This window comes from Pseudomonas sp. WS 5027, assembly GCF_012985695.1.
GTDB lineage: Bacteria > Pseudomonadota > Gammaproteobacteria > Pseudomonadales > Pseudomonadaceae > Aquipseudomonas > Aquipseudomonas hygromyciniae.
In genome coordinates, this window is record NZ_JAAQWU010000019.1 from 14,674 (window position 1) to 38,743 (window position 24,070).

Here is a 24,070-nt window from a genome sequence, read left to right on the forward strand (position 1 = left end):
CAGGGGGGGGTTGTGGCAGCCTGGAGTTTGCTGCGCAACGCTGACTTTTTGTGGCGAGCGGGCTTGCCCCGCGCTGGGCTGCGTAGCAGCCCCAATCACTAATCCCCCCGCATTTCATCAGATACACCGCGGGTGCAGGTTTTAGGGCTGCTACGCAGCCCAGCGCGGGGCAAGCCCGCTCGCCACAACCACAACCACAACCATACCCACCACAACAAGGCGGCGCCGACAATCGTTAGCCTGCTTCCTTTTTCCCCAAGCCCTTGCCATGATGCGTTCACCGCCCTGCCGCGAATGAGCCTCCATGCCTACCGCTCCCAGCTCCCTGTCGATCACCCTGCAGATCGTCTCCATCGTTTTCTATACCTTTATCGCGTTCATCTGCATCGGCCTGCCGATTGCCGTCATTCCAGGCTATGTCCACGAACAACTGGGCTTCAGCGCCGTGGTTGCTGGCCTGACCATCGGTTCGCAGTACCTGGCCACCCTCCTCAGCCGCCCCATGGCCGGGCGTATGTCGGACAACGTCGGCACCAAGCGCGCGATCGTGCTCGGTTTGAGCGGCATCCTGCTCAGCGGCGTGTTGACGTTTATCGCCACGCTGCTGCAGAGCCTGCCCAACCTGAGCCTGGGAATTCTGATTGTCGGCCGCGTGCTGCTGGGCGTGGCCCAAGGCCTGATTGGCGTCGGCACCATCAGTTGGTGCATGGGCCAGGTTGGCGCCGAACACACCGCACGCTCGATCTCTTGGAACGGCATCGCCTCCTATGGTGCCATCGCCATTGGCGCACCACTGGGCGTGGTGATGGTCGCGCAATACGGCTACAACAGCCTGGGTATCGCGCTGGCGGTGCTGGCCGGGCTCGGCCTGGTGCTGATCCGCAAAAAGCCCTCGGTGCCAGTGGTGCGCGGCGAACGCCTGCCGTTCTGGGCAGTGTTCGGGCGGATCGCGCCGTTTGGCGCCAGCCTGTGCCTGGCCTCCATTGGCTACGGCACCCTGACCACCTTCATTACCCTGTTCTATCTGAGCCGCGGCTGGACCGGCGCTGCCTGGTGCCTGACGGTGTTTGGCATCTGCTTTATCCTTTCGCGCCTGCTATTTATCTCCAGCATCAACCGCTTTGGCGGATTCCGCGCAGCAATTGCCTGCATGACCCTGGAAACCGTCGGCCTGGCGCTCCTGTGGCTTGCGCCCTCTCCCGCCATCGCCCTGATCGGCGCCGGCCTCACTGGTTTTGGCCTGTCGCTGGTGTACCCGGCGTTGGGCGTGGAGGCCATCAAGCAGGTGCCCAATAGCAGCCGGGGAGCCGGGCTGAGTGCCTATGCGGTATTTTTTGACCTGGCGCTGGCGATTGCCGGGCCGTTGATGGGCGCGGTGGCGTTGAACCTGGGTTATTCGTGGATATTTTTCTGTGCGGCGCTACTGTCCGTCACGGGCCTGGGCCTGACCTTGCTGCTGATGCGCCGGGCCTACTGATCTGCGGTCTGCATCCCGGCCCGCGGGTGCTGGCCGAGGGTGCGCCCGAAAAAACGCCCGGCCTCGGAGATCAGGTCGCGGTGAATACCCTCGCGGTCCACCCCATCGGCATCTGTACACAGCGCCGGCATCAGCGCCAGTTGCTCATCATCGCAAGGGGCCATGAAGATAAAGTGCCCGGCACCGGCCAACAGTTTGAAATCCGGTGGCTGCGGCAGTTTGCGCGCCAGGGCGGCAGCGTTTTTATCCACGGCCACCAGTTTGTCGCCATCGCCGCTATACAGCAGCACCGGTACATGCACGTCAACCAGGGTGTGCCGACCAAACATCAGACTCAGCGGCGCCATCAGCATCAATGCATGGATCCGGGAGTCAGCCTGGGGTTGCAGATCATCGCGGTCGACCACCAGCTCACCCTTGGTCGTACAAGCATCACGGTCTTCGGGACGTTCCTGGCAATAACGGCGCAAGCGCTCGAAATCCGGCTTGGCCCCGGCCAGGATCAGCGCCGTCTCGCCACCCGCCGAATAGCCGATTACACCCACCTGGTCCACATTGACGAACGGCGACAACATCGCGTCGCCGAGGGCCGCAGTAATCGCTGCAGAAATCTGGATCGGCCGGCCATACAGATTGCTCAAGGTGCCCAGGCGGCTGTGGTCCTTGTAGTTATCGCCGGGATGCAGCACCGCCACCACCACAAACCCTTTGCGCGCCAGCGACGTCGCCAGGTCGTGCAAAGCCAGGGGTGTCCCGGTGTTGCCATGAGACAGCATCAGCAGCGGGAAGCGGCCAATGGCGACCTTGGCATCCTCGGTGGCGGCGACGCGATAGGCGCCTACTTGGCTGATATGTTCGCGACCCGTGGACGGATAAAACGCGATGGCCTTCATCGGCTGCGAATCCAGCGGGTCGGGAAAGCTCATCCGGTGATAGCCCACGCTCCAATGGGGATGCGGGGCCACGGCGGCGTGCACTGAAACAAGGCCGCCGAGCAGGGAAACCAGCAAAACTGCACAAAGACGCATCATGGGGATGTCCACCTGTGCTGTGTGACGCCTGCAAGTCGGTTCAGGCGCGGACGGTATGATCCTGTACTGCATAAGCTGCGCCAGATTCGCCCGCTCAAAGCAAAAAACTCCGTATTCCGCTGGTTTTCAGGCCAACAGAATACAGAGTTTAGGCGCCTCTAATCAGATTGATAGCGAGTCGCGGGGAAATTTACACAGGCCTTACGCAGCGACGAACAATTGCTCGGCGATCAGCGCATTGGCGTCGTTCAGCGCCTTGCTGCGCGCTTCGTCACCGTAGGCCAGGCCATGGGCACGGACGAATTCAATATCGGTGATGCCGAAGAAGCCCAGCAGTACTTTGAGGTAGTCCTCGTGTCCCACGCCGGTAGGTTGGCCAACATGCAGGCCACCGGCGGTAGAGACCACGATGACCTTCTTGTTGCCGCACAGGCCTTCCGGACCGGCTTCGGTGTAGCGGAAAGTCTGGCCGGCGACGGCAATGCGGTCGATCCAGGCCTTGAGTTGGGTGGGGATGGTGAAGTTATACATTGGCGCGGCGATGACCACTGCGTCGGCAGCCAGGAACTCGGCCAGGGTCGATGCGCTCAGGTCGGCCTCGTGCTTTTGCACCGCATCACGCAACTCGGCAGCGGTACCCAAGGCGCCCAGGGTAATCCCGGAAAAATGGTTGATCCCTTCGCTCGCCAGGTCGCGGTAGGTCACTTCCACACCCGACTCGGCCGCTTGCCAAGCCTTGACCACTTCGCGGCTCAATTGGCGGGACACCGAGTTGTCACCAAGGATGCTGGAATCGATATGCAAGAGTTTCATGTGGGATCTCCAAGTGAGGACCGCCACCGGGCGATCTGATGGGGAGGATCCTACAGATCAATCCAATAGCCGATTAGCCGGTTAAAATGCGATAGTTCGTCCCACTGACAGGACAATAGGCCCAACATGCAAGACCTCAATGACCTCTACTATTTCGCCAAGGTGGTGGAAGCCGGTGGCTTCGCGGCGGCTGGCCGGCTGCTGGGGATCCCCAAGTCGCGGCTGTCGCGGCGCATTGCCGAACTGGAAGAACGCCTCGGCGCCCGCCTGTTGCAGCGCACCACCCGACAATTGACCCTGACGGCCGTCGGCGAACGCTACCTGGGGCATTGCCAGGCGATGCTGCTGGAAGCCGAAATGGCCGACGAAGCGGTGGCCAACATGTCCAGCGAGCCCCGGGGACGCCTGCGGGTCAGTTGCCCGGTGGGCCTGGCCCACGAAATCCTGCCGACCGTAGTGGCGCAATTTCTCGCAGCGCACCCGCTGGTGCAGTTGGAAATGATGCTGATCAATCGCCGCGTCGACCTGGTGGCCGAGGGCGTAGACGTGGCCTTGCGCGTGCGCGAACTGGGGGATGAAGACCCGCTGCTGGTGACTCGCCGCCTGCGCCAGGCACAGACGGCCATGGTCGCCAGCCCCGAGTTTGTGCATGGCCGCCAGATCAACACCCCGGCCGACCTCAAGCACCTGCCGGTATTGGGCGCCCTGGAAGCCGATCGCCTGGTCCACCTGCGTATGCTCGACCCTGCCGGCAATGCCACCGACCTGGCCATGGAGGCACGCCTGGGCATCGACGACTTCCTGGTACGCAAAGCCAGCGCCCTTGCCGGTCTGGGTTTCACCGTGCTGCCGATGATGTATTGCGAGCAAGAACTGGAAACCGGCCAACTGGTGCAATTGCTGCCCGAATGGTCATTGCCCGGTGGTTGGCTGCAAGCGGTGTACCCGCACCGACGCGGCGTATCCCCAGCGGTACGCGCCTGGATCGACTTTCTGGCCCATGCTTTCAACAATTGCGGAGATCGCCTGCTATGAGTAGCCGGATCATGAGCGAAAACGACGTCGCCCAGTTCTGCCTGGGCCTGCCCGGAGCACGGGAGGATTACAAATGGGGTGGCGTGCGGGTGTTCTCGATTGCCGACAACAAGATGTTTGCCCTACAGAACCTGCGGGGTGATTCTCTGGCGTTCAAGGTCGACAAGGAGCTGTTCCTCGGCCATGTGGACCGCCCGGGCATCCACCCGGCGCCCTACCTGGCGCGAGCGCAGTGGATCATCATGCAAGTGCCCTACCCGCTGGGCGGCGAGGAACTGCGCGACTTGTTGCAGCGCTCCCACCAGTTGGTGGTAAGCAAACTGCCCAAGCGCACGCAGATCGGGCTCAAGCTGGTGTAGGAGCTGGCTATCTAGAAGACTGACAGCAGCGTGCCGCCAAGAAACAACTGATCGATCCAGAACACCTGGTGCAACAACACGATCAGCCAGAACACCACCTGGAACGACACCTTGCGTGTCTTGTGGCGAAACACCTGCTGCGCGACCAGGGCGCCCGGCCAGCCACCGGCCAGCTCCATGGCATGCAGGATCTTTTCCGGGGTACGCCAACTGTCGCTCTGGGCCTTGCGCTTGTCGCTCCAGTACAGGCAAAACGTCACCAAGCTGACCAGCCCATAAGCCGCCAGCGGGATCAGCGACACCCCGCGATACGCCAGCAGTGCCGCGCCAAACAGCGGCACGGCGCACAGCAGCACAAACACCAGGGCCTTCATGCGCAGATGCTGAATGCTCATCACGCCTTGGCCGCCGCCCAGTCAATCCAGCCGAACTGCCAGGTGGCCAGGATCAGCAAACCGAACGCAATGCGGTACCAGGCAAACACTGCATAACTGTGGCTGGCGATGAACTTGAGCAGGCCGCGCACCGCAATCATTGCGAAGATGAACGAGACTACAAACCCGACGGCAAACACCGGCAGGTCCGCAGGCTGGAACAAGTCACGGTACTTGTAGCCCGAATACACCGCCGCCCCGACCATGGTTGGCATCGCCAGGAAGAACGAAAACTCGGTCGCCGTCTTGCGCGACAGGCCGAACAGCAGGCCACCGATAATCGTCGAGCCGGAACGCGAGGTCCCCGGAATCATTGCCAGGCATTGGGCAAAGCCCACTTTCAAGGCATCTTTCCAGGTGATGTCATCGACGGTTTCGGCATGGACGGTATGTTCGCGGCGCTCGGCCCACAACATGATCACCCCGCCGATCACCAGCGCGGTGGCCACGGTGATGGGGTTGAACAGGTATTCGTGGATCAGGTCGGCAAATATCACCCCCAACACCACCGCCGGCAGGAAAGCGATCAGCAGGTTGACCGTAAAGCGCTGGGCATTGCGCTGGGTCGGCAGGCCGGTGACCACGTCGAGGATCTTGCGCCGGAACTCCCAGACCACTGCCAGGATGGCGCCCAATTGAATGATGATGTTGAACGCCATGGCGCGTTCGCCACCGAAGTCGAGCAAATCGGCGACGATGATCTGGTGCCCGGTACTGGAGATCGGCAAGAACTCCGTCAGCCCTTCGACAATGCCAAGTATCAATGCCTGAAAGGCGGTCCAAAGATCCATTATTCCCCCAAAAGGTCATGCGACGGCATGCCTCGTTGATATTTTCTAGGTGTTCACTAACGATGAGCACGCCGCAAGGCCGCGTGCAGGATCAAGGCTGAACTGCAAAAATTCTGTGAAAAATCAGGCAGCACTCAGGTTTTTTGATTCCGGGCCGAAAGCCTATCAGACAAGCCCGAATTTCGCTTCGCGTTATCACTGGCCGATCAACGCAGCACCGAAAATTATAAGAACGCGGAGTGACAAGACTATGAACAGTTTGCGCAATATGTCGATCAGCCGGCGCCTCTGGATGATCCTGATAGTCGCCGTGTTGATGTTGTTGACCCTGGGTTTGCTGATGCTCAAGCAGATCCATGACGATCTCTACCAGGCCAAGAGCCAGCAGACCCAGCATGTGGTGCAGACCGCCAGCGGGATTCTGAATTTTTATCACGGCCTCGAAACCAGCGGCGTGCTGACCCGCGAAGCCGCGCAGAAGCAAGCCCTGAGCGTGGTGCGCGGCCTGCGCTATGACCAGGACGACTATTTCTGGATCAATGACCTGACGCCGGTGATGATCATGCACCCGGCCAACCCCAAGCTTGACGGCCAGAACCTCTCGGCCATCCGCGACCCGGACGGCTTTGCGATCTTCAATGAATTTGTCACCCTGGCCAAGGCCAAGGGCGCCGGCATGGTCGATTACCGCTGGCCCAAACCGGGAGCGGATGCGCCGGTGGCCAAGACCTCCTATATCCAGTTGTTCGAACCCTGGGGCTGGATCATCGGCTCCGGCGTGTATGTAGATGATGTGCAGGCGCAGTTCCGTGGCCAGGTGTGGCAGGCGTCCCTCGTCGGTCTGGGCATCGCGTTGATCATGACCCTGCTGGTGGTGCTGATTGCCCGCAGCATCGTGCGTCCGCTGCAAGATGCGGTACATGCCATGGCCAATATCGCCAGCGGCGAAAGCGACCTGACCCGCAGCCTCGACACCCACGGCCAGGACGAAGTCACGCAGCTGTCCCAGCACTTCAATACATTCACCGCCAAACTGCGCCAGGTGGTCAGTCAGTTGCAGGTCTGCGCCAATGCCCTGGGCCAGTCGTCCGCCGAACTGGGCAGCAACGCCAGCCAGGCCCATGACCGCAGCCAGCAGCAGTCCCAGCAAATGGAGTTGGTGGCCACTGCCATCAATGAAGTGACCTACGGCGTGCAGGACGTGGCCAAGAATGCCGAACACGCCGCCAGTGAAATGCGCGATGCGCAAATCCAGGCCGAACAGGGCCAGGTGAACATCGACGGCAGCCTGCAACAGATTGATGCACTGTCCGGGACTATCAGCCAGGCGGTGGAAGTGATCCGTACCCTGTCCTCGGAAAGCACGCAGATTGGCGGGGTGCTGGAGGTCATTCGCTCGATTGCCGAGCAGACCAACCTGCTGGCCCTCAATGCCGCCATCGAGGCGGCCCGCGCAGGCGAACAGGGCCGTGGCTTTGCCGTAGTTGCCGACGAAGTACGCCTGCTGGCCCAGCGCACGCAAAAATCCACCGCCGAGATCCAGAGCATGATCGAACGCCTGCAGGGGCATTCCGAAGCGGCGGTCAAGGTCATCAGCGACAGCCACCAGGCCTCGCAACTGACCATCGAGCAAGCCGGCCAGGCGGGCGCCAGCCTCACCGCCATCGGCCAGGCCCTGCGCAACCTCAACGGCCTGAACGCCTCGATTGCCAGCGCGACCCTGCAACAGGCCCATGTGGTGGAAGACATCAACCAGAACGTGACGCAGGCAGCCGGCCTGTCCCACAGCACGGCGCTGGCGGCCCAGCAATCGAGCGTCGCCAGCGTGCACCTGAAGGATTTGAGCGAAGAACTCAACGGCTTGCTGCGTCAGTTCAAGGTCTAGACAGCGGGACTCTGGGGTTTCCTGTGATTGGGGCGGCTGCAAGCCCCCTGTGGCAAGGGGGCTTGGCCCCCGCTGGGCTGCGCAGCGTCCCTAAAACCAGGCACCTCGGTGTGCCTGCCGGAGTCTGGTGAGGCTGTTGGGGCGGCTTCGCCACCCAGCGCGGGGCAAGCCCGCTCGCCACAGGAAAGCCAACTGCCCATGTCCTGCCGCAAGCCCCCTGTGGCAAGGGGGCTTGTCCCCCGCTGGGCTGCGCAGCGGCCCTAAAACCAGGCACCTCGGTGTGCCTGTCGGAACATGGTGAGGCTGTTGGGGCGGCTTCGCCACCCAGCGCGGGGCAAGCCCGCTCGCCACAGAAAAGTCAGCGGCCCATAGACCGCTGCAAACCCCTGTGGCAAGGGGGCTTGTCCCCCGCTGGGCTGCGCAGCGGCCCTAAAACCAGGCACCTCGGTGTGCCTGCCGGAGTCTGGTGAGGCTGTTGGGGCGGCTTCGCCACCCAGCGCGGGGCAAGCCCGCTCGCCACAGGAAAGCCAACTGCCCATGTCCTGCCGCAAGCCCCCTGTGGCAAGGGGGCTTGTCCCCCGCTGGGCTGCGCAGCGGCCCTAAAGCCAGGCACCTCGGTGTGCCTGCCGGAATCTGGTGAGGCTGTTGGGGCGGCTTCGCCACCCAGCGCGGGGCAAGCCCGCTCGCCACAGGAAAGTCAGCGGCCCATAGACCGCTGCAAACCCCTGTGGCAAGGGGGCTTGTCCCCCGCTGGGCTGCGCAGCGGCCCTAAAACCAGGCACCTCGGTGTGCCTGCCGGAGTCTGGTGAGGCTGTTGGGGCGGCTTCGCCACCCAGCGCGGGGCAAGCCCGCTCGCCACAGGAAAGCCAACTGCCCATGTCCTGCCGCAAGCCCCCTGTGGCAAGGGGGCTTGTCCCCCGTTGGGCTGCGCAGCAGCCCCAAACCAACCACCTCGGTGTGTCTGACGGAACGTCGTAAGGCTGCCACGACAAGCAGCGCAACCGGCAAGATTTTGCCCCGTCGGTTGGGTACAATCGCCCTCCTCTTCGACTCTCCCAAGGAATCCCATGTCCGGGCTTGAACTGTTTGCCGCCGCGCTGGGGGTGATTGCCGTCTGGCTGACGGTCAAGCAGAACCCATGGTGCTGGCCGATCGGCCTGGTCATGGTGCTGCTGTACACCTGGGTGTTCTTCGAAGTGAAGCTGTATTCCGACATGCTGCTGCAAGTGGTCTATGCCGGCCTGCAAGTCTATGGTTGGTGGCAATGGACCCGCGCCGGCGAGGTCAAGCAAGGTCGGCAAGTCACCAGCCTGGGCACCCAATCCATTCTCCTGAGCCTGGCCATTGGCGCAACGGGCAGCCTGCTGCTGGGCGCGGCCATGGCGCACTGGACCGATGCCGCGCAACCCTGGCTGGATGCCGCGCTGACCGGCTTCAGCCTGGTGGCGCAGATGTGGATGGCGCAAAAACGCGTGCAATGCTGGGCGCTGTGGATCGTGGTCGATGTGATTTTTGTCGGCCTGTTTGTCTACAAAGGGCTGTACCTGACAGCCGCGCTCTACGCCTTGTTCACCGTGATTGCCGTGCAGGGCTGGCGGGAATGGCGCGCCGACCCGGCGTTGCGCACATGAAGGTGCTGGTGATGGCAGGCCCTGAGTCCAGCGGTAAAAGCTGGCTGGCCGAGCAGTTGCAGGCGCATTTCGGTGCAGTGCTGGTGGGGGAATACGTGCGCTATTTCATCGACCACTATCAGCGCGATACGACCCTGGCCGATATCCCGGACATCGCCCGTGGCCAACTGGCCTGGGAAGATGCCGGCCGCGCCCGGCAGCCGCAACTGTTGATCCTCGATACCCACCTGCTGACCAACAAACTGTGGAGCCTGACCCTATTTGGCGATGCCCCAGCGTGGCTTGACGAGGCGCTGCTGGCCCGTCACTACGACCTGCATCTGCTGCTGTCACCCGAAGGCATTGGCTGGACCGCCGATGGCCAGCGCTGCCAGCCAGACCTGGCTGACCGCCAGGCCTTCTTCCAGGCCAGCCGCGACTGGCTGGAGCAGCATCAGCAGCCCTTCAAGGTGATTGGCGGGGATTGGCAGGCGCGCCATGACCAGGCCTTTGCCGCCGTGACGCAACTGCTCGCCGAATAAATCCCCTATTCGTGAATCACCTGCTGTTGATACAGCGGATCAGCCTTGATCTGCTGTTCGGTAAACGGCAACGGGCTAAGCTGTTTCGCGGAAAAGGCCTGGGTCTGATCCTTGAAGTGCGGCGACGCCGGGTCGCTGGACAGCGAGAACGCCAACACTCCTTCAGCCTTCGGCCCCTTGTCGTCAAAGGTCACGATCTGCAAGTAACTGCTGCCGCTGACCACCTCACGCTTGCCATCGGCTCGCGGCACACTCTGCATGGCGTTGTAAATGCCAAGTGCCTGCGGCCCGCCATGCATCGGGGTGCTGCCAGATACCTGGATATCGCCCCAACGCGCGCCCTCCTTCAAGCCCGACTCACTCACCTGCTGCATCGAAGCCAGCATCGCCTCACGCAACGCCTTGGCCACCTGCGGCTGTTCGATGGCCAGCCCGCGCGGGGTGGTTTGCGCCTGGCTCGGGTCAAACGCCACACGCCACACATCCGGCATGTGCTGCACTTGCTCCATTACGTGGATGAAATGCACCAGGCCCAGGCCGCTATCAAGGTTGGCTTTCTGGTCCCAGTCCTTGAGGCGGGTGCACGGGACTTTCAGGGACTCATCCGGCTGTTGCGCGCAGAATGTGAGCAGATCCGGCATCACCTGGCCGGCCAGATACACCCGGTTGTCCAGCACCATATGCTGCAAATCGGCAACGGTGATCGGCTGCTTTTCCAGGGTCTGCAAACGTTGCAAGGCAAACCGTGCGCGCGCGCCCAGGGCGATCTGATCCTGGCTGATCAACGGCGAAAAACCGGTCAACGGCGCCTTGGGGTTGGCCATCCACGCCGAGTCGTTGGAATGCTGCACGTAGTCCCGACGCTCCAGTTGCGGTAGTTGATCAGCGGCGAAGATCCCCGGCTGCGCCGCCCGCGGATCGATATCCCAGGCACAGGCGCTGTGGGCGCCGTCGAGCACGATCAACTCCAGGCCGGCCCGTGGATCACTGCATTGCTCGAGTTTTTTCGCGCTGACATTGGGTACCACCGACAGGTTCATGTACAGGCTTTGCCCCTGGTCATCCGCCGCCAGCGTATTGACCCACGGAATGCCTTGGAGGGTGTGCACCGAGGCTTGCAAGTCCTTGAGGCTGCGGGCCTGATTCATCGCGTACCACTGGTGCAAAACACGATCGTTGCCAAGGTTGGCGTCGCGCAGGCTGAAGGCGTATTGGCCATTCCAGTCCAACTTGCCGGGCCATTGCACCACCGGCCCGAACTGCGAACTGTAGACCGTTTGCGAGTGGTCCTTGAGGCTGCCATCGGCGCCGTTGACCTGCACCGTCACCTGGGTTTTCTGCAGAGGGATCGACTTGCCGTCCAGCAGGTAACGGGTCGGGTCTTTCGGATCAAGCGTCAGGCGATACAACGTGAAGTGCTTGGACGTATCGACCGTGTGAGTCCACGCCACATGCTGGTTAAAGCCGATATTGACCACCGGCAGGCCCGGCAAGGCGCCACCCATCACATCTAACTGGCCAGGGATAGTCAGGTGCATCTGGTAAAAGCGCATGCCACCAATCCACGGAAAATGGGGATTGGCCAACAGCATGCCGCGCCCGTTGAACGAGCGCTCGCCGCCCACCGCCACGGCGTTACTGCCGCGATCCAGGGCAAAGCGCTGCTGATTCAGGGTGGCGAGCTCAAAAGCCCGCGCACTGCGCTGCACCGCCACGCCGGGTTGGGGCGGTGTCGCGCCCACCAGGGCCTCGGCAAATTGCCCCACTCCACCTTCCACCAACAGGCGCCGGGTCAGCTTGATCAGGTCAGCCGTGTTGATCGGCCGCACCCAGGCGCCCTGGCACTGCATTGGCCGGCCCTTGGTCCCGCGCTCCTGCAGATAACGGTTGTACCCCGCCACATATCCCTCAAGACGCTGCTGCACTTGGGGTGTCTGCGCCGTCCAGAAGGTCGCCACATCCTCGGGCGTATTGAGCCAGGTAAAGAACACATCACTGGTGAGGTTGTTGCGCTCCTCCAGGGTTGCCTGCTCGGCGCCGAAATAGCGCGCACGCTGACCGTTGACGGTCACCACTTCATTGGCCAGCAGGCACAGGTTGTCTTGCGCGTAGGCATAACCAATGCCATAGCCCAGGCCGCGCTCATCGCTGGCGCGAATATGCGGGATACCAAAACCGGTGCGGCGGATATCGGCGCTCATCGCACCTGCCTGTACTTCACTCGCCTGGCGGGCCGTCGCACACAGGCTTACCCCCAGCAACACACCAACCACGCACACCCTGGACAACCCGTTGGAAATAATCACGCAGACCCCATCATCAAGCCAAATTAAACGCCCAAGGCGGGGCCGACTCGCCAACGCCAGCCCATGGATAAAGACGTAGAAATGCGCAGAAATTTAGGCCGCGCGCGGCTTATTTACCGGCGCCAGGAATGTGACAGACGTGTTACTGACAAAATTTATACGGGTTGGACTTCATGATTTGCGCGACTCATACGTCTTATTAACTAAGAGCACCATCACTTTCCTGATCAGGCTCTGATAAGGAGTTTTTGCATGTACAACCCGCAACTGCCCACGGATGGACATTCTATGGCCCACGACGCCACTTTTGGCTCGGGCAGCCAGGCTTTCGCCAAGGCGCCCGAGCAACAAGGCAACCAACGCATCCGGCATCTACTCAAGTGTTTTGGATTGCGCACCAGCCTGATCCGGCTGAAAGTCATCGACGCCCTGCTCACCGCCGCCGATAACGGCCGCACGCTGGGGGTCCGTGGTGTGCACAGCCATTTGCTGGGACTGGGCATCCCGCTATCGTTTCTCAGTGTGCGCGAGGTGCTCAAGCGCCTGTGCAGCGAGGGTGTGATCACGCTCAACAGCGATAAAAGCTACAGCCTCCATGAAGAGGCTGCCAAAGTCCTGGCCGCAGGCGCCGGGCTCAACGGTTAGGCTTGACCTTGCGGCGCATGACGCCGTTGATCACCACCACGATCACCGCCACGGCAATGGCGATGTACTGGAACGTCTTCTCACTGATGGCGCCGATGTTCTGCAAATAGGACAGGCCAAACATCGTGCCGAGGACGACCAGGGAAATCAGAATCGAGTAAATCAAGCGTTGCTTCTGGGTCATGACGGGTTCCTGAAACCTGAAAAATTGTATCCGCGCTGTAGCGCCAGCCAGGCTGACCGCCTACCGGTTGACGGGGATGGGTCTGCTAAAACGGGGCTTTATATTACAGACCATGAGTCGCTTTGGCTTGTCTTCTGCCCGAATCAGTGGAGTTGGGTGCAGATAGGCCCTACTGAACACTCGCCCGTTTTCTGCGCTAACAATTCACCTGTGGATACGTCGGATCGACTTCACCACTGAACATGGGAAAACCGGAGGCCAGAGGGTCTTCAGGTGTTTGGTCCCACACAGGTGAACAGTCATGACTTCAATAGCCGTCCAGCCTTCCATGCCGAGCTTTGCCCCCTTCCTTACACAAGACGTGCCCCCAGCGTCCGCCCAACAGCCCACGCCGCCTGCTGCGCCAGAAACGCCCAGCCCAGCCCTCCAGCAAGCCCTGGGCGATCAGCGCAACTGGCAAGCCTTGGCGCAGCAGCTCAAACAGGCGGCCCAACCACTGACCGGCGAAGCTGACGCGGGTGCGGTCGCGTCAGCCTTGGCGGGAATATCTATCACGCCTGACGCCGACTCTTCCTATGCCCGACACTCCGTTGCCCGGGACGAAACCTGCGTCGACCTTGAACGTTTTTTGCTCAAGCATGGAATAACGCTGCCGCGCAGCCGAGCCGAACTGCTGGACCTGGCCCAGGCCGTGGAAATCCGGTCTCTGCAGCATCCCTACGCCAACTACGGCGGCGGATTGTCCTGGCCCCTACCCTTGAGCGTTTCACAGCAGCTGTCTATCGGCACACTCTTGCGCACTCACTCGCCAGGCTTATCAGGCCTGCCATTGACCGATCAAAGCGCCGGAGCGCTGGGTTATCTGGCCAGCGCCGTAGACTTGTCCGAGGACGAACTCAAGGCCCCCGGCAAGGCACTGGAAAAGCTCATCCAGTCACCCCGTGGGCAGGCATTGGGGCAAGCGATACAGCAACAGCTCAAAGGCATCGCGACGCCAAACAGCGTCAGCGACTATGTGCTGGCAGCGATCAATCTGGGGCTTGACCCAGAGTCCATCAACCAACCCCGCAGAAACACAGTCGCCGGCTTTGACCTGGCGCAGGAACAGCACTGGGGTAAATCGCCTGCTTCCATCGTCAACGCCCTGAGCAACCATTTGCGCCTGAGCGGCAAGACCACGGCAGCCACGGCCGGATTCGGCGCGCACCTGCTATTGGCACGCATCGCACCGCAGTTCCTGGTCAAGGACATCCCTGCCAACCTGACCTATGGCAGCCAGGCGTGGGCCAGCTTTCAGTTGGCAGTGGCAAAGATAGAAGCCGGCACCCCCGGGGTGACACCACAGATGAGTTACGCCCAGATCATGAGCATCGCCCATACAACGCAGGCGCCTGTGGATGATGCAATTCAGACGGCCGTCTTGATTGACTGGGCGGTAGCCAACGGCATTCTCGATAAAAAACACGACAGCCTTTACAGCAGCGATGAGATTGAACGTGCGCGCACTGACTTCAACCAGCAGTTGCAGGAGCGAGCGACCGCCTCCAGCCAACTGCGCACGCCCCTGCCCGAACTGAAACAGATCGCCCTGGCCAGGCTAGAGCAGTTGTTTGGCAAAGGCATCCCCTTCGAAGAAAAATGCATACAGGCCGACTATCCGTTTCGTTCCACCCGGCTTTTTCAGGGCACTTACTCGATGCTGGACATCGCGATGATGGAGCGTCAGGACATGCCAACCTGGAAAACCACGAACAGTCGTATTCCCATCGACAGGCTCAACAAACAGCAGGACATCAACGTCTTCAACCGTTTCAGAACGCAATTCGACACGGTTATCAGCCTTCAAAAACAAGGCCTGAAAACCACGATTAAACACATGATTGCGCAATTGTCATTAGCCGATCGCCACAACCTTGAGCACGGGCAGATCGATTTCTTCCAAGACCGGACCTACACCATTGCAACCGGTTTTTTTTCGGCGCCCACCCTCACCTCAAAAAGCCCCAAGTTACTGATCAAGGCCGTGCGTGATGGTTGCACCACGGTGTATGAGGTTGATCTTGCCAAGGGCGCGATCAGCCGTGGAAAAATCTCGCCTGGGGAGTTTCGTACCGGCAACAGGTTACATAGGACCGAGCCATTCAACCTGGGCGGTGGCGACCGCTTGAGCCGTCTCGACGCTACAGCTGGCAGTGCGTCGCCGCCCCGCAGCTTTTCCAGCGCCAGGAGCCAGGATATCGCCGATGCGTTTGTCGAGGTGTTTGATCTGGATAACGCAGACGCACTCAAACAGGCCAGGGGCGTCACCACGTTTGACGAGGAAAAAGCCTCACGAGAGAAGGTCCAGGACTTCCTGTTGAACCTGATTCCACTACGGTCGGCCATCGTCAATTTTAAAAAGGGCGACTACGACGAGGGCATTATCGATTTGGGCCTGGACCTGCTGGGTTTTGTCACCGCCGGCGCGGCAACCTCGGCAAGAGTCGGCAAAGTCGCGGCCACGGCACTGTCCAGCACGACCAAGGCGCTGGGGCTTGCCAAAGCGGTTGGCGTCGGCGCCATCGAGGCGCTCAACCCTCTGAGCGGCGTGGGAGATCTACTGATGGGTGCTGGGCGGCTCGCCCGCGCCAGCGTCAAAGGTGCCGCGCACAAGATACAAGTGCTGCGCGGCACCGCAGACAGCTATGACCTGCTGGCCGCCAGCCAACGATACAAGGGCGCGGCAACCGGGACCTTGAAAATTGCCGACCACTGCGGCGATGTGCTTGCGGTGCAGCAGCAGGGCAAGTGGTACGCCTACGATGACGTGGCGCAGCAGGCATACGGCAGCCCCCTTGACGCCTTCACCCCCACAAATACGCTGATGCCCGTCAGTCGGCGCGTAACGCATCGCGGTGGCCAACGCTACGAGCCACTGGATAGAAACTGGCGACTGGTCTACCCAAGCACTCCACCGACGCCGTCAAAATCAAAAACACTCCCCATCGAAGATTACGCCCTCGCGACAAAAGGCAAGTGGCGTTGGGACGACTTCGCAACTGCGGCGGCAAGGAAGGAGGTGTCGCAGAAGTTTGAGAACGATATGGTCGCTTACTACAAGTCGGTGAAAACCGCTGACATTGCGGCCCGCCCTGCGATCCCCTCGATCCCCGAGCCAAGGCCCTCATCAGAGGTAATCACTCGAGCACTGCAGGCATCCAATGGCGTGATATTTGGAGAGAACCACGCCGAAATCGCCAGTTTCCAATTGCTGTTTGACCATGTCGATCTGTTCGTTCAACAAAAGGTGAAGAGGGTCTATTTCGAAGGGGTGGCCGATTACCCGTCAGGCGTCAGAGACGACGGTATTGGCTGGCTGGGAGACACGGGGAAGAAACGCGACTACCCAAGCTTTGAAGAACTTAAAGCCAAGTTCGAAAAAAACGGCATACAGGTGCTTCCTCTGGAACATATTTACTTAACCCAGCGGCATGCACCCGTTACCCAAAGCAAAACCCTGGACCTTGCCGAGGCCAAAGAGCGCCTGGCCAGATTCAACTATTACGCCGCGCAAACCATCAAAGCCACCAGCGGCGGCGAAAAGTGGATTGCGTTGGTAGGCAGGGCCCATACCAACACCCAATTTGGGGTACCAGGCATGGTCGACTTGACCGGTAGCCTCAGTATCGGTGTATTCCCCAAGAGAAAGGCCGGGCCAAGCGTTGGGTCGACCAATACGGTTACCGTCCCCCCGACCCAGGCCCTGGCCCCACAAACGCCGATCGGTGACCTGACCATCGCTCATCAGGTCATGCCCGGCACGCCTTGAGCAGGTCCCAGGCAGCAAGCACAGGCCCATGAGCGGGCCTGTTGTTTTACTTATCCACGAATGCCGGAGCGCGCTTGGCCACGAACGCCGCCATGCCTTCCTTCTGGTCCTGAGTGGCAAAGGCGGCGTGGAACACCCGGCGTTCAAAGCGCACGCCTTCCGACAGGCTGACTTCAAAGGCGCGGTTGACGCTTTCCTTGACCATCATGCTGATGGGCACCGATTTGCTGGCAATCAGTGCAGCGACCTTGAGGGCCTCTGCCAACAGTTCGTCCGACGGCACGATCCGCGCAACGATGCCGCAACGTTCCGCTTCCACCGCATCGATAAAACGCCCGGTCAGGCACATTTCCATGGCCTTGGCCTTGCCCACCGCACGGGTCAGGCGCTGGGTGCCGCCCATGCCCGGCAGTACGCCGAGATTGACTTCCGGCTGGCCAAACTTGGCGTTGTCGCCGGCCAGGATAAAGTCGCACATCAACGCCAACTCGCAACCACCGCCCAGGGCAAAGCCGTTGACCGCCGCAATGATCGGCTTACGGCGGTTGGCTACACGGTCGCTGTCGCTGAACAGGTCGTCGAGGTAGATCTGCGGGTAGGTCAGATCCGCCATTTCCTTGATATCGGCACCCGCGGCAAAGGCTTTTTTCGAACCGGTCAACACAATGCAGCCGATCTCGGGATTGGCTTCCAGGCTGTCCAGGGCCTGATTCACTTCGCTGACCAGTTGTGCGTTCAAGGCGTTCAGCGCCTCGGGGCGATTGAGGGTAATCAGCCCGACGCGGCCTTGGACTTCAAGCAAAATGGTTTGGTAACTCATCGATCCGTTCCTCTTCAAAGATTGCGCGAAATGACCATGCGCTGAATATCACTGGTGCCTTCATAAATCTGGCAGACCCGCACATCACGGTAGATCCGCTCCAGCGGGAAGTCGCTCAGGTAACCGTATCCACCCAGGGTTTGCAAGGCGGCAGAACAGACTTTCTCGGCCATCTCCGAAGCGAACAGCTTGGCCATGGATGCCTCCACCAGCGCCGGTTTGCCGCTGTCGCGCAAGGCGGCGGCGTAATGCACCATCTGCCGGGCCACGGCGATCTGGGTGGCCATATCGGCCAGGCGAAACGCCACGGCCTGATGCTCGATCAAGGCCTTGCCAAAACTCTCGCGCTCACGGGCGTAATCCCGGGCCGCTTCAAACGCCGCACGAGCCATACCCACCGATTGCGAGGCGATACCCACGCGGCCGCCTTCCAGGTTGGCCAGGGCAATCCGATAACCTTCGCCCTCCTCGCCCAGCCGGTTGGCCACCGGCACCCGCACATCCTCAAACAGAATCTGGCAGGTGTCGGACGCATGTTGGCCGAGCTTGTCCTCGACCCGAGCCACCTTATAGCCGGGCGAATCAGTGGGCACAATAAACGCGCTGATCCCACGCTTGCCCGCCGCTGGATCAGTCACCGCAAACACAATCACCACCCCGGCGTTTTGCCCAGAGGTGATGAACTGCTTGCAGCCGTTGAGCACATAGTGATCGCCTTCCAGGCGCGCACGGGTCTTCAGGCTGCTGGCGTCGGAGCCGGCCTGGGGCTCGGTCAGGGCAAATGCGCCGAGCATCGCGCCGCTGGCCAGGGGCTTGAGGAACTGCTCTTTCTGCTGGTCATTGCCGAACTTGAGGATGGGCACGCACCCCACTGAGTTGTGCACGCTCATGATGGTCGAACAAGCACCATCCCCCGCCGCGACTTCTTCCAGGGCCATGGCATAGGCCAAGTAGCCGGTGTCGCAGCCGCCCCATTGCTCTGGCACCAGCATGCCGAAAAAGCCCAGCTCGGCCATTTGCGCAATGGCTTCCTTGGGGAAACGATGCTCGCGGTCCCACTCGGCGGCGAACGGTTTGAGCCGCTCCTGGGCAAATTGCCGGGCCGCGTCGCTGATTTGCAGTTGTTCGTCATTGGGCAACATAAGAATTCCTTAATCCAGGCACTCGACGGCCATGGCCGTGGCTTCACCGCCGCCGATGCAGATGGCCGCGACACCGCGCTTAAGCCCTTTCTGGCGCAGGGCCGACAGCAGGGTCACGAGGATCCGCGCGCCAGATGCGCCAATCGGATGCCCCAGGGCGCACGCGCCTCCGTGGACGTTGACCTTGTCGTGGGGAATTTCCAGCTTGCTCATGGTTACCAGACTGACCACGGCAAACGCTTCGTTGATCTCGAACAGATCCACATCACCCAGGTTCCAGCCGGTCTTGCTCAGCAGCTTGCGGATCGCCCCCACCGGCGCCACCGGGAACAGCCCCGGCTCATCGGCAAACGCTGCATGACCATGGATCACTGCCAGGGGCTTGAGCCCGCGTTTTTGCGCTTCGCTCTGACGCATCATCAGCAAGGCCGCCGCGCCGTCGGAAATTGAACTGGAGTTGGCCGCCGTCACCGTGCCGCCTTCGCGAAACGCCGGCTTCAAAGTGGCGATCTTATCCAGGCGCGCCTTGGGCGGCTGCTCGTCGTCAGTGATGGTCTTTTGTTCCTTGCCCACGGTGACCTGCACCGGGACGATCTCGGCACTAAAGCGACCGGCGCTGATCGCCTGTTGGGCACGGGTCAGCGAGGCAATGGCAAAGGCATCCTGGGCCTCACGGGTAAAGCCGTTGGCCTCGGCGCAATCCTCGGCAAAGGTGCCCATCAGGCGGCCCTTGTCATAGGCGTCTTCCAGGCCATCGAGGAACATATGGTCAAGAACCCGACCATGGCCCATACGGTAACCACTACGTGCCCGATCCAGCAGGTACGGGGCGTTGGACATGCTCTCCATGCCCCCGGCGATCACCACCTGCACGCTGCCGGCCAGCAGCGAGTCATGGGCGAGAATCGCCGCTTCCATGCCCGAACCGCACATTTTGTTGAGGGTGGTGCAGCGGGTCGATTTGTCCAGGCCGGCACCCAGGGCGGCCTGGCGTGCCGGGGCCTGGCCGAGACCGGCCGGCAGTACGCAACCGAACAACACTTCATCCACGGCGTCGTTGGCAATACCCGCGCGCTCGACGGCGGCACGAATCGCGGCCGCGCCCAATTGGGGCGCGGTCAAGCTCTTGAGTTCGCCCTGGAACCCGCCCATGGGCGTGCGTACGGCGCTGACAATAACAATCGGATCGTGGAGCTGGGTCATGACAAAACCTCCTTACTTGGCCGCCATACGCAAGGCACCGTCAAGACGGATCACCTCGCCATTGAGCATGCTGTTTTCAATGATATGCCGGGCCAGCGCAGCGTATTCGGCCGGCTTGCCCAGGCGTGGCGGGAACGGCACGCCGGCGGCCAGGGAATCGCGAACTTGCGGGGTCATGCCGGCCATCATCGGTGTTTCAAAGATGCCCGGGGCGATGGTCATCACGCGGATACCGAAGCGCGCCAGCTCCCGCGCAGCCGGCAGGGTCAGGCTGGCAATCGCGCCCTTGGATGCGGCGTACGCGGCCTGGCCGACCTGGCCGTCAAACGCGGCCACTGACGCGGTATTGATGATCACACCGCGCTCACCGTCGGCATCGGCCTCGGATTCAGCGATCACGGCCGCCGCCAGGCGCAACAGGTTGAAACTGCCGATCAGGTTGACGTTGATCACCTGAGCAAAACTTGCCAAGGCATGTGGCCCGTTCTTGCCGAGGATTTTCTCGCCACGCACCACGCCTGCGCAGTTGACCAGCCCGTGCAAAGCGCCAAACGCCGCAACGGTGGCCTGTACTGCCGCTTCGGCGGCCGCCTCCTGACTGATATCCGCCACCACGCTACGCGCCTGCGCGCCCAATTCAGCGGCCTGGGCCGCCACGGCATCGGCATTCAGGTCCACCAGCATCACTTTGGCGCCCGCCGCCACCAACATTTGAGCGGTGGCCGCGCCGAGGCCCGAAGCGCCGCCGCTGACCATAAAGACCTTGTTTTCAATCTGCATCATTGTTTCCTTGAAGAGGGATCAAGCCGTGGTCGCTGCCTGGACCTTGGCGATTTCCTGGTTACGCAAAATAAACCGTTGCAGCTTGCCGCTCGGGGTCTTGGGCAAGTCGCTGACAAATTCGATTTCCCGCGGGTAGGCGTGGGCCGCCAGGCGCTTGCGCACGTGCTGGCGCAACTCCTCGGCCAGCGCGGCGTCGGCACGGTACTGGCTGTTGATCACCACGAAGGCCTTGACCAGTTCGGTGCGCTCCGCGTCCGGTTTGCCGACCACGGCGGCTTCGATCACGGCTGGGTGTTCGACCAAGGCGCTTTCCACATCAAATGGCCCCACGCGGTAGCCGGAAGTGGTGATGACATCGTCGCTGCGCCCGACAAAGCTGATGCTGCCATCGGGGTTCAACTCCACGGTGTCACCGCTCAAGTAGTACTTGCCGACAAAGGCCTTGGTCTTGACCCCGTCGTAGCCGGCGAACCAGCACATCGGTGACTGCTCGCGGTCGATGGCGAGGATGCCGGGTTGGCCGGCGGGCAATTCCTGATAGTTGTCGTCCAGCACCACAATGCGGTGCCCAGGCGAAGCAAAACCGGCGGAGCCGACATGCACCGGGTGCTCCAGGCCATGGTGGTTGCACAGGACCATGCCCAGTTCGGTCTGGCCGTAGTGATCGTGGATAGTCACACCCAGGTTGTCGGCGAACCAGCGGATCACTTCCGGGTTCAGCGGCTCGCCGGCGCTGCTGACAATGCGCAGCCGGCCCTTGATCGAACGGGCGAACTGCTCGCCACCGGCGATCAGCAGGCGGTAGGCCGTAGGCGACCCCGTGAGGTTGGTGATCCCGTACTTATTGATGACCCGGCAGGTGCTTTCCAGGGTGAACGGACCATCGTAGAAGGTGATTGGGTGGCCCATGGACAACGGCCCGGTCACCCCGAAATAGATGCCGTAGGCCCAACCCGGATCGGCGACGTTCCAGAACGCATCTTCAGGGCGCAGGTCCACGGCGTCGCGGGTGTAGCTCTGGAACGCGACCAGGGCCTTGAGCGGCACGGCCAGGGCTTTCGACGGGCCAGTGGTGCCGGAGGTGAACATCAGCAGGAACGGATCATCGGCACCCAGCAATACCGGTTCGCAGACATTCGAATAGTTGGGCAGCTCGGCCCAGAAGCTGAAATCCCCGCGCACAATGCCTTCGCCCTTGGCGCCGGCCACAGTGACGATAGTCGGGCAATCGGCAACTTCAGTCAGCTTGCTGCGGTTGACCGCGTCGGTCACCACCAACGCCGCGCCGCTGCTGTTCAAGCGGTGTTCGATGGCCTTGGGGCCGAACGCGGTGAACAAGGGTTGATAGACCGCACCGATGCGCCAGGTGGCCAGCACCGTCACCAGCAATTCAGCGGTGCGCGGCAGCAGGCCAGCGACCTTGTCGCCACGCTTGACGCCCTGGGCCAGGAGGAAGTTGGCGAAACGCGCCGCCTGATCCTGCAACTCGCTGAAGGTCGAGGTGGCGCTGCGGCCATCCTTGCCCTCCCAGAACAAGGCAATACGCCCCGGCAGCGCGTGCCGGTCGCAGCATTCGACGCAAGCATTGAGCCCTTGCAGATGGCCGGCCAGTGCGGCCTCGACGGTTTGCTGGTAGTTGAACTGGGTGGTCGCAGTCAAATAATCGCGCATCGTGGCAAATCCCTGTGTCTTTTGTTGTTTTGGGGGGCGTGCTTTTGCGGGTTGAAGCTGCGCAAATAGTGGCGCCAGAGCGGCGCACGGACAATGGTCAAAGCTTTCAATGTGGCTGACTGGTTTGGCCAATGATGCGGCGCGTAGAGCTGCCGTCTGTGGCGAGCGGGCTTGCCCTAATGCCGCTCAGTTAAGCCTTTTTGTAGGAGCGAGCTTGCTCGCGAAGGACTTGAGAGCGCCGCGTTTACCTAGCAAACACGCGTTATCGTTGACGTCCTTCGCGAGCAAGCTCGCTCCTACAGAAAGCAGAATCCGCTTAACTGAACGGCATTAGGGCTTGCCCCGCGCTGGGCTGCGGAGCAGCCCCTGTAAGCCGTATGCGGTTACTGATAACCCGTAGCGGCTGGTTTTGGGGCTGCTTCGCAGCCCAGCGCGGGCAAGCCCGCTCGCCACAGGGGGTGTTCAGTTGTTTAGATGCCAATGCCCATAGAGCCCGACAATCACCCAGTCAACGCTAGCGATTGGACGCCCTGCCTGCCGGCTTCTAATCTGAGGGCCTGCGCCACCGAAGAAGCCCCTCAATGATTGTTCGCCCCAAACCCAACCTGTTCGGCATCCTGTTCTCCCTCAAGGGCTCGATCGCCAAGCGCATTGCCCTGCGCAGCCTGCTGGTCACGCTGCTGGCCTCGGTGATCGTGCTGGTGGAAACCCTGCACCCGGCGTATTTCTCCAAGGTCAACGCCACGCCGTTCACCCTGCTGGGGCTGTCGTTGTCGATCTTCATGAGTTTTCGCAACAACGCCTGCTACGACCGCTGGTGGGAAGGCCGCAAGCAATTGGGGCAGATGGTCATCGAGATCCGCTCGCTGATCCGTGAAAGCCAGATTTTTACCCTGCCCGGCGAGCGCGAAGGCCTGTTGCGCGGCCTGTGCGGTTTTGCCCATGGCCTGGTTGCGCGTCTGCGCCTGGAAGACGAGGCCCGTGCCATCAAGCCGTGGATCAGCGTGGAGTCCAGCCACCCGAACCTGCCCGACAGCATTCTGCAAGCGCTGGGAGCCCGCTGCTCGGACGCAGCCCTACAGGGTCGGATCAGCGACTGGCGCTACACCCAACTGGAAACCCGCCTGGTGGGCCTGAGCCAGGTACAGGCCGCTTGCGAGCGGATCAAGAGCACGCCACTGCCCTTCCCCTACACCCTGCTGCTGCACCGCACCATCTACCTGTTCTGCATCTTGCTACCGTTTGCCATGGCCGAGCCCCTGGGTTGGCTGACGCCGATTTTCACTGCCATCGTCAGCTACACCTTCTTTGGCCTGGATGAAATCGGCGACGACCTGGAGGACCCGTTCGGCTTCGACGAAAATGACCTGCCATGCAATGCCATCGTGCGCACCCTGGAACGGGAGATCCTTGCGGCACTGGGCGAAACCGTCCTGCCGCCCCCTCTGGAGCCCGTGGACTATGTACTGACGTGACACAGGTTTGACACTCGCCGGTGTCTGGCCGAAGCTGACCACTTTGCACTAGCTGC

The 24,070-nt window shown here is 61.5% G+C and carries 20 protein-coding genes; 9 read left to right on the forward strand and 11 right to left on the reverse strand.

The window, feature by feature from the left end; all coding sequences use genetic code 11:
• Window positions 1-304 precede the first annotated feature (304 nt).
• Window positions 305-1,477: an MFS transporter gene (locus HBO09_RS21405; protein ID WP_169996987.1), complete on the forward strand. Its 1,173-nt coding sequence runs from the start codon at window positions 305-307 to the stop codon at window positions 1,475-1,477.
• On the opposite strand, the gene HBO09_RS21410 is transcribed toward HBO09_RS21405, so the two are convergent.
• Complete coding sequence (locus HBO09_RS21410; protein WP_169996989.1) at window positions 1,471-2,508, reverse strand: dienelactone hydrolase; 1,038 nt, start codon at window positions 2,506-2,508, stop codon at window positions 1,471-1,473. The genes HBO09_RS21405 and HBO09_RS21410 overlap by 7 nt on opposite strands.
• A gap of 201 nt (window positions 2,509-2,709) precedes the next feature.
• Window positions 2,710-3,321, reverse strand: a complete 612-nt coding sequence (locus tag HBO09_RS21415) for an FMN-dependent NADH-azoreductase (RefSeq protein WP_169996991.1) — start codon at window positions 3,319-3,321, stop codon at window positions 2,710-2,712.
• 126 nt (window positions 3,322-3,447) lie between these two features.
• On the opposite strand from HBO09_RS21415, the gene HBO09_RS21420 reads away from it, so the two are divergent.
• Window positions 3,448-4,356, forward strand: coding sequence for a LysR substrate-binding domain-containing protein (locus HBO09_RS21420; protein ID WP_169996994.1), 909 nt, complete (start codon window positions 3,448-3,450; stop codon window positions 4,354-4,356).
• Between the two features lie 11 nt (window positions 4,357-4,367).
• Entirely contained in the window at window positions 4,368-4,715 is a 348-nt protein-coding gene (locus tag HBO09_RS21425) for an MmcQ/YjbR family DNA-binding protein (RefSeq protein ID WP_169997193.1), read from the forward strand.
• A gap of 11 nt (window positions 4,716-4,726) precedes the next feature.
• Here HBO09_RS21425 and HBO09_RS21430 read toward each other — a convergent pair whose 3' ends face one another.
• Window positions 4,727-5,110: a DUF1294 domain-containing protein gene (locus HBO09_RS21430; RefSeq protein ID WP_169996996.1), complete on the reverse strand. Its 384-nt coding sequence runs from the start codon at window positions 5,108-5,110 to the stop codon at window positions 4,727-4,729.
• Entirely contained in the window at window positions 5,110-5,940 is an 831-nt protein-coding gene (locus HBO09_RS21435; RefSeq protein WP_169996998.1) for an undecaprenyl-diphosphate phosphatase, read from the reverse strand. Before HBO09_RS21435 ends, HBO09_RS21430 begins: the two co-directional genes overlap by 1 nt.
• Before the next feature lie 250 nt (window positions 5,941-6,190).
• Between HBO09_RS21435 and HBO09_RS21440 the strand changes: the two genes are divergently transcribed.
• The 3 genes from HBO09_RS21440 to HBO09_RS21450 all read left to right on the forward strand — a co-directional run bounded on the left by HBO09_RS21440 (window position 6,191) and on the right by HBO09_RS21450 (window position 9,977).
• Window positions 6,191-7,825, forward strand: a complete 1,635-nt coding sequence (locus tag HBO09_RS21440; RefSeq protein WP_169997000.1) for a methyl-accepting chemotaxis protein — start codon at window positions 6,191-6,193, stop codon at window positions 7,823-7,825.
• Window positions 7,826-8,892: 1,067 nt separating this feature from the next.
• A complete protein-coding gene (gene pnuC / locus HBO09_RS21445) occupies window positions 8,893-9,456 on the forward strand; it encodes a nicotinamide riboside transporter PnuC (RefSeq protein WP_169997002.1) in 564 nt (187 codons plus the stop codon).
• Entirely contained in the window at window positions 9,453-9,977 is a 525-nt protein-coding gene (locus HBO09_RS21450) for an AAA family ATPase (protein ID WP_169997195.1), read from the forward strand. Before pnuC ends, HBO09_RS21450 begins: the two co-directional genes overlap by 4 nt.
• Before the next feature lie 5 nt (window positions 9,978-9,982).
• Here HBO09_RS21450 and HBO09_RS21455 read toward each other — a convergent pair whose 3' ends face one another.
• Window positions 9,983-12,283, reverse strand: a complete 2,301-nt coding sequence (locus HBO09_RS21455; RefSeq protein ID WP_169997004.1) for an acylase — start codon at window positions 12,281-12,283, stop codon at window positions 9,983-9,985.
• Window positions 12,284-12,535: 252 nt separating this feature from the next.
• Here HBO09_RS21455 and HBO09_RS21460 point away from each other — a divergent pair, with 252 nt between their 5' ends.
• Window positions 12,536-12,928 (forward strand): fe2+ zn2+ uptake regulation protein, encoded by a 393-nt coding sequence (locus tag HBO09_RS21460; protein ID WP_169997006.1) that lies wholly within the window; start codon window positions 12,536-12,538, stop codon window positions 12,926-12,928.
• Here HBO09_RS21460 and HBO09_RS21465 read toward each other — a convergent pair.
• Window positions 12,918-13,112 (reverse strand): hypothetical protein, encoded by a 195-nt coding sequence (locus tag HBO09_RS21465; RefSeq protein WP_169997008.1) that lies wholly within the window; start codon window positions 13,110-13,112, stop codon window positions 12,918-12,920. The two genes, HBO09_RS21460 and HBO09_RS21465, sit on opposite strands and share 11 nt — an antisense overlap.
• A 463-nt stretch (window positions 13,113-13,575) precedes the next feature.
• Between HBO09_RS21465 and HBO09_RS21470 the strand changes: the two genes are divergently transcribed.
• The gene (locus tag HBO09_RS21470) at window positions 13,576-16,920 is read left to right on the forward strand and encodes a hypothetical protein (protein WP_169997010.1); all 3,345 of its coding nucleotides are present in this window, start codon (window positions 13,576-13,578) and stop codon (window positions 16,918-16,920) included.
• Window positions 16,921-16,966: 46 nt separating this feature from the next.
• On the opposite strand, the gene HBO09_RS21475 is transcribed toward HBO09_RS21470, so the two are convergent.
• Genes HBO09_RS21475 through HBO09_RS21495 form a run of 5 tightly spaced genes read right to left on the reverse strand, consistent with a single transcriptional unit; the run spans window position 16,967 to window position 22,539 of the window.
• Window positions 16,967-17,740: an enoyl-CoA hydratase gene (locus HBO09_RS21475; protein WP_169997012.1), complete on the reverse strand. Its 774-nt coding sequence runs from the start codon at window positions 17,738-17,740 to the stop codon at window positions 16,967-16,969.
• A 14-nt stretch (window positions 17,741-17,754) separates the two neighbouring features.
• Window positions 17,755-18,882 carry an acyl-CoA dehydrogenase gene (locus HBO09_RS21480; protein ID WP_169997014.1) on the reverse strand — a complete coding sequence of 376 codons (1,128 nt, stop codon included), beginning with the start codon at window positions 18,880-18,882 and terminating at the stop codon, window positions 17,755-17,757.
• Window positions 18,883-18,891: 9 nt separating this feature from the next.
• Window positions 18,892-20,085, reverse strand: a complete 1,194-nt coding sequence (locus HBO09_RS21485) for an acetyl-CoA C-acyltransferase (RefSeq protein ID WP_169997016.1) — start codon at window positions 20,083-20,085, stop codon at window positions 18,892-18,894.
• 12 nt (window positions 20,086-20,097) lie between these two features.
• Complete coding sequence (locus HBO09_RS21490; RefSeq protein ID WP_169997018.1) at window positions 20,098-20,865, reverse strand: SDR family NAD(P)-dependent oxidoreductase; 768 nt, start codon at window positions 20,863-20,865, stop codon at window positions 20,098-20,100.
• Between the two features lie 21 nt (window positions 20,866-20,886).
• The gene (locus tag HBO09_RS21495; protein WP_169997020.1) at window positions 20,887-22,539 is read right to left on the reverse strand and encodes an AMP-binding protein; all 1,653 of its coding nucleotides are present in this window, start codon (window positions 22,537-22,539) and stop codon (window positions 20,887-20,889) included.
• Between the two features lie 581 nt (window positions 22,540-23,120).
• On the opposite strand from HBO09_RS21495, the gene HBO09_RS21500 reads away from it, so the two are divergent.
• A complete protein-coding gene (locus HBO09_RS21500; protein ID WP_169997022.1) occupies window positions 23,121-24,014 on the forward strand; it encodes a bestrophin family protein in 894 nt (297 codons plus the stop codon).
• Window positions 24,015-24,070 lie beyond the last annotated feature (56 nt).

Excerpts from the sequence above, each read along its gene's own strand:
- HBO09_RS21500 (WP_169997022.1), top strand. The coding sequence starts at position 23,121 with ATGATTGTTCGCCCCAAACCCAACCTGTTCGGCATCCTGTTCTCCCTC.
- HBO09_RS21415 (WP_169996991.1), bottom strand. The coding sequence starts at position 3,321 with ATGAAACTCTTGCATATCGATTCCAGCATCCTTGGTGACAACTCGGTG.
- pnuC (WP_169997002.1), top strand. The coding sequence starts at position 8,893 with ATGTCCGGGCTTGAACTGTTTGCCGCCGCGCTGGGGGTGATTGCCGTC.
- HBO09_RS21450 (WP_169997195.1), top strand. The coding sequence starts at position 9,453 with ATGAAGGTGCTGGTGATGGCAGGCCCTGAGTCCAGCGGTAAAAGCTGG.
- HBO09_RS21490 (WP_169997018.1), bottom strand. The coding sequence starts at position 20,865 with ATGCAGATTGAAAACAAGGTCTTTATGGTCAGCGGCGGCGCTTCGGGC.
- HBO09_RS21495 (WP_169997020.1), bottom strand. The coding sequence starts at position 22,539 with ATGCGCGATTATTTGACTGCGACCACCCAGTTCAACTACCAGCAAACC.
- HBO09_RS21410 (WP_169996989.1), bottom strand. The coding sequence starts at position 2,508 with ATGATGCGTCTTTGTGCAGTTTTGCTGGTTTCCCTGCTCGGCGGCCTT.
- HBO09_RS21465 (WP_169997008.1), bottom strand. The coding sequence starts at position 13,112 with ATGACCCAGAAGCAACGCTTGATTTACTCGATTCTGATTTCCCTGGTC.
- HBO09_RS21460 (WP_169997006.1), top strand. The coding sequence starts at position 12,536 with ATGTACAACCCGCAACTGCCCACGGATGGACATTCTATGGCCCACGAC.
- HBO09_RS21440 (WP_169997000.1), top strand. The coding sequence starts at position 6,191 with ATGAACAGTTTGCGCAATATGTCGATCAGCCGGCGCCTCTGGATGATC.
- HBO09_RS21475 (WP_169997012.1), bottom strand. The coding sequence starts at position 17,740 with ATGAGTTACCAAACCATTTTGCTTGAAGTCCAAGGCCGCGTCGGGCTG.
- HBO09_RS21425 (WP_169997193.1), top strand. The coding sequence starts at position 4,368 with ATGAGCGAAAACGACGTCGCCCAGTTCTGCCTGGGCCTGCCCGGAGCA.
- HBO09_RS21405 (WP_169996987.1), top strand. The coding sequence starts at position 305 with ATGCCTACCGCTCCCAGCTCCCTGTCGATCACCCTGCAGATCGTCTCC.
- HBO09_RS21430 (WP_169996996.1), bottom strand. The coding sequence starts at position 5,110 with ATGAGCATTCAGCATCTGCGCATGAAGGCCCTGGTGTTTGTGCTGCTG.
- HBO09_RS21480 (WP_169997014.1), bottom strand. The coding sequence starts at position 18,882 with ATGTTGCCCAATGACGAACAACTGCAAATCAGCGACGCGGCCCGGCAA.
- HBO09_RS21485 (WP_169997016.1), bottom strand. The coding sequence starts at position 20,085 with ATGACCCAGCTCCACGATCCGATTGTTATTGTCAGCGCCGTACGCACG.
- HBO09_RS21435 (WP_169996998.1), bottom strand. The coding sequence starts at position 5,940 with ATGGATCTTTGGACCGCCTTTCAGGCATTGATACTTGGCATTGTCGAA.
- HBO09_RS21420 (WP_169996994.1), top strand. The coding sequence starts at position 3,448 with ATGCAAGACCTCAATGACCTCTACTATTTCGCCAAGGTGGTGGAAGCC.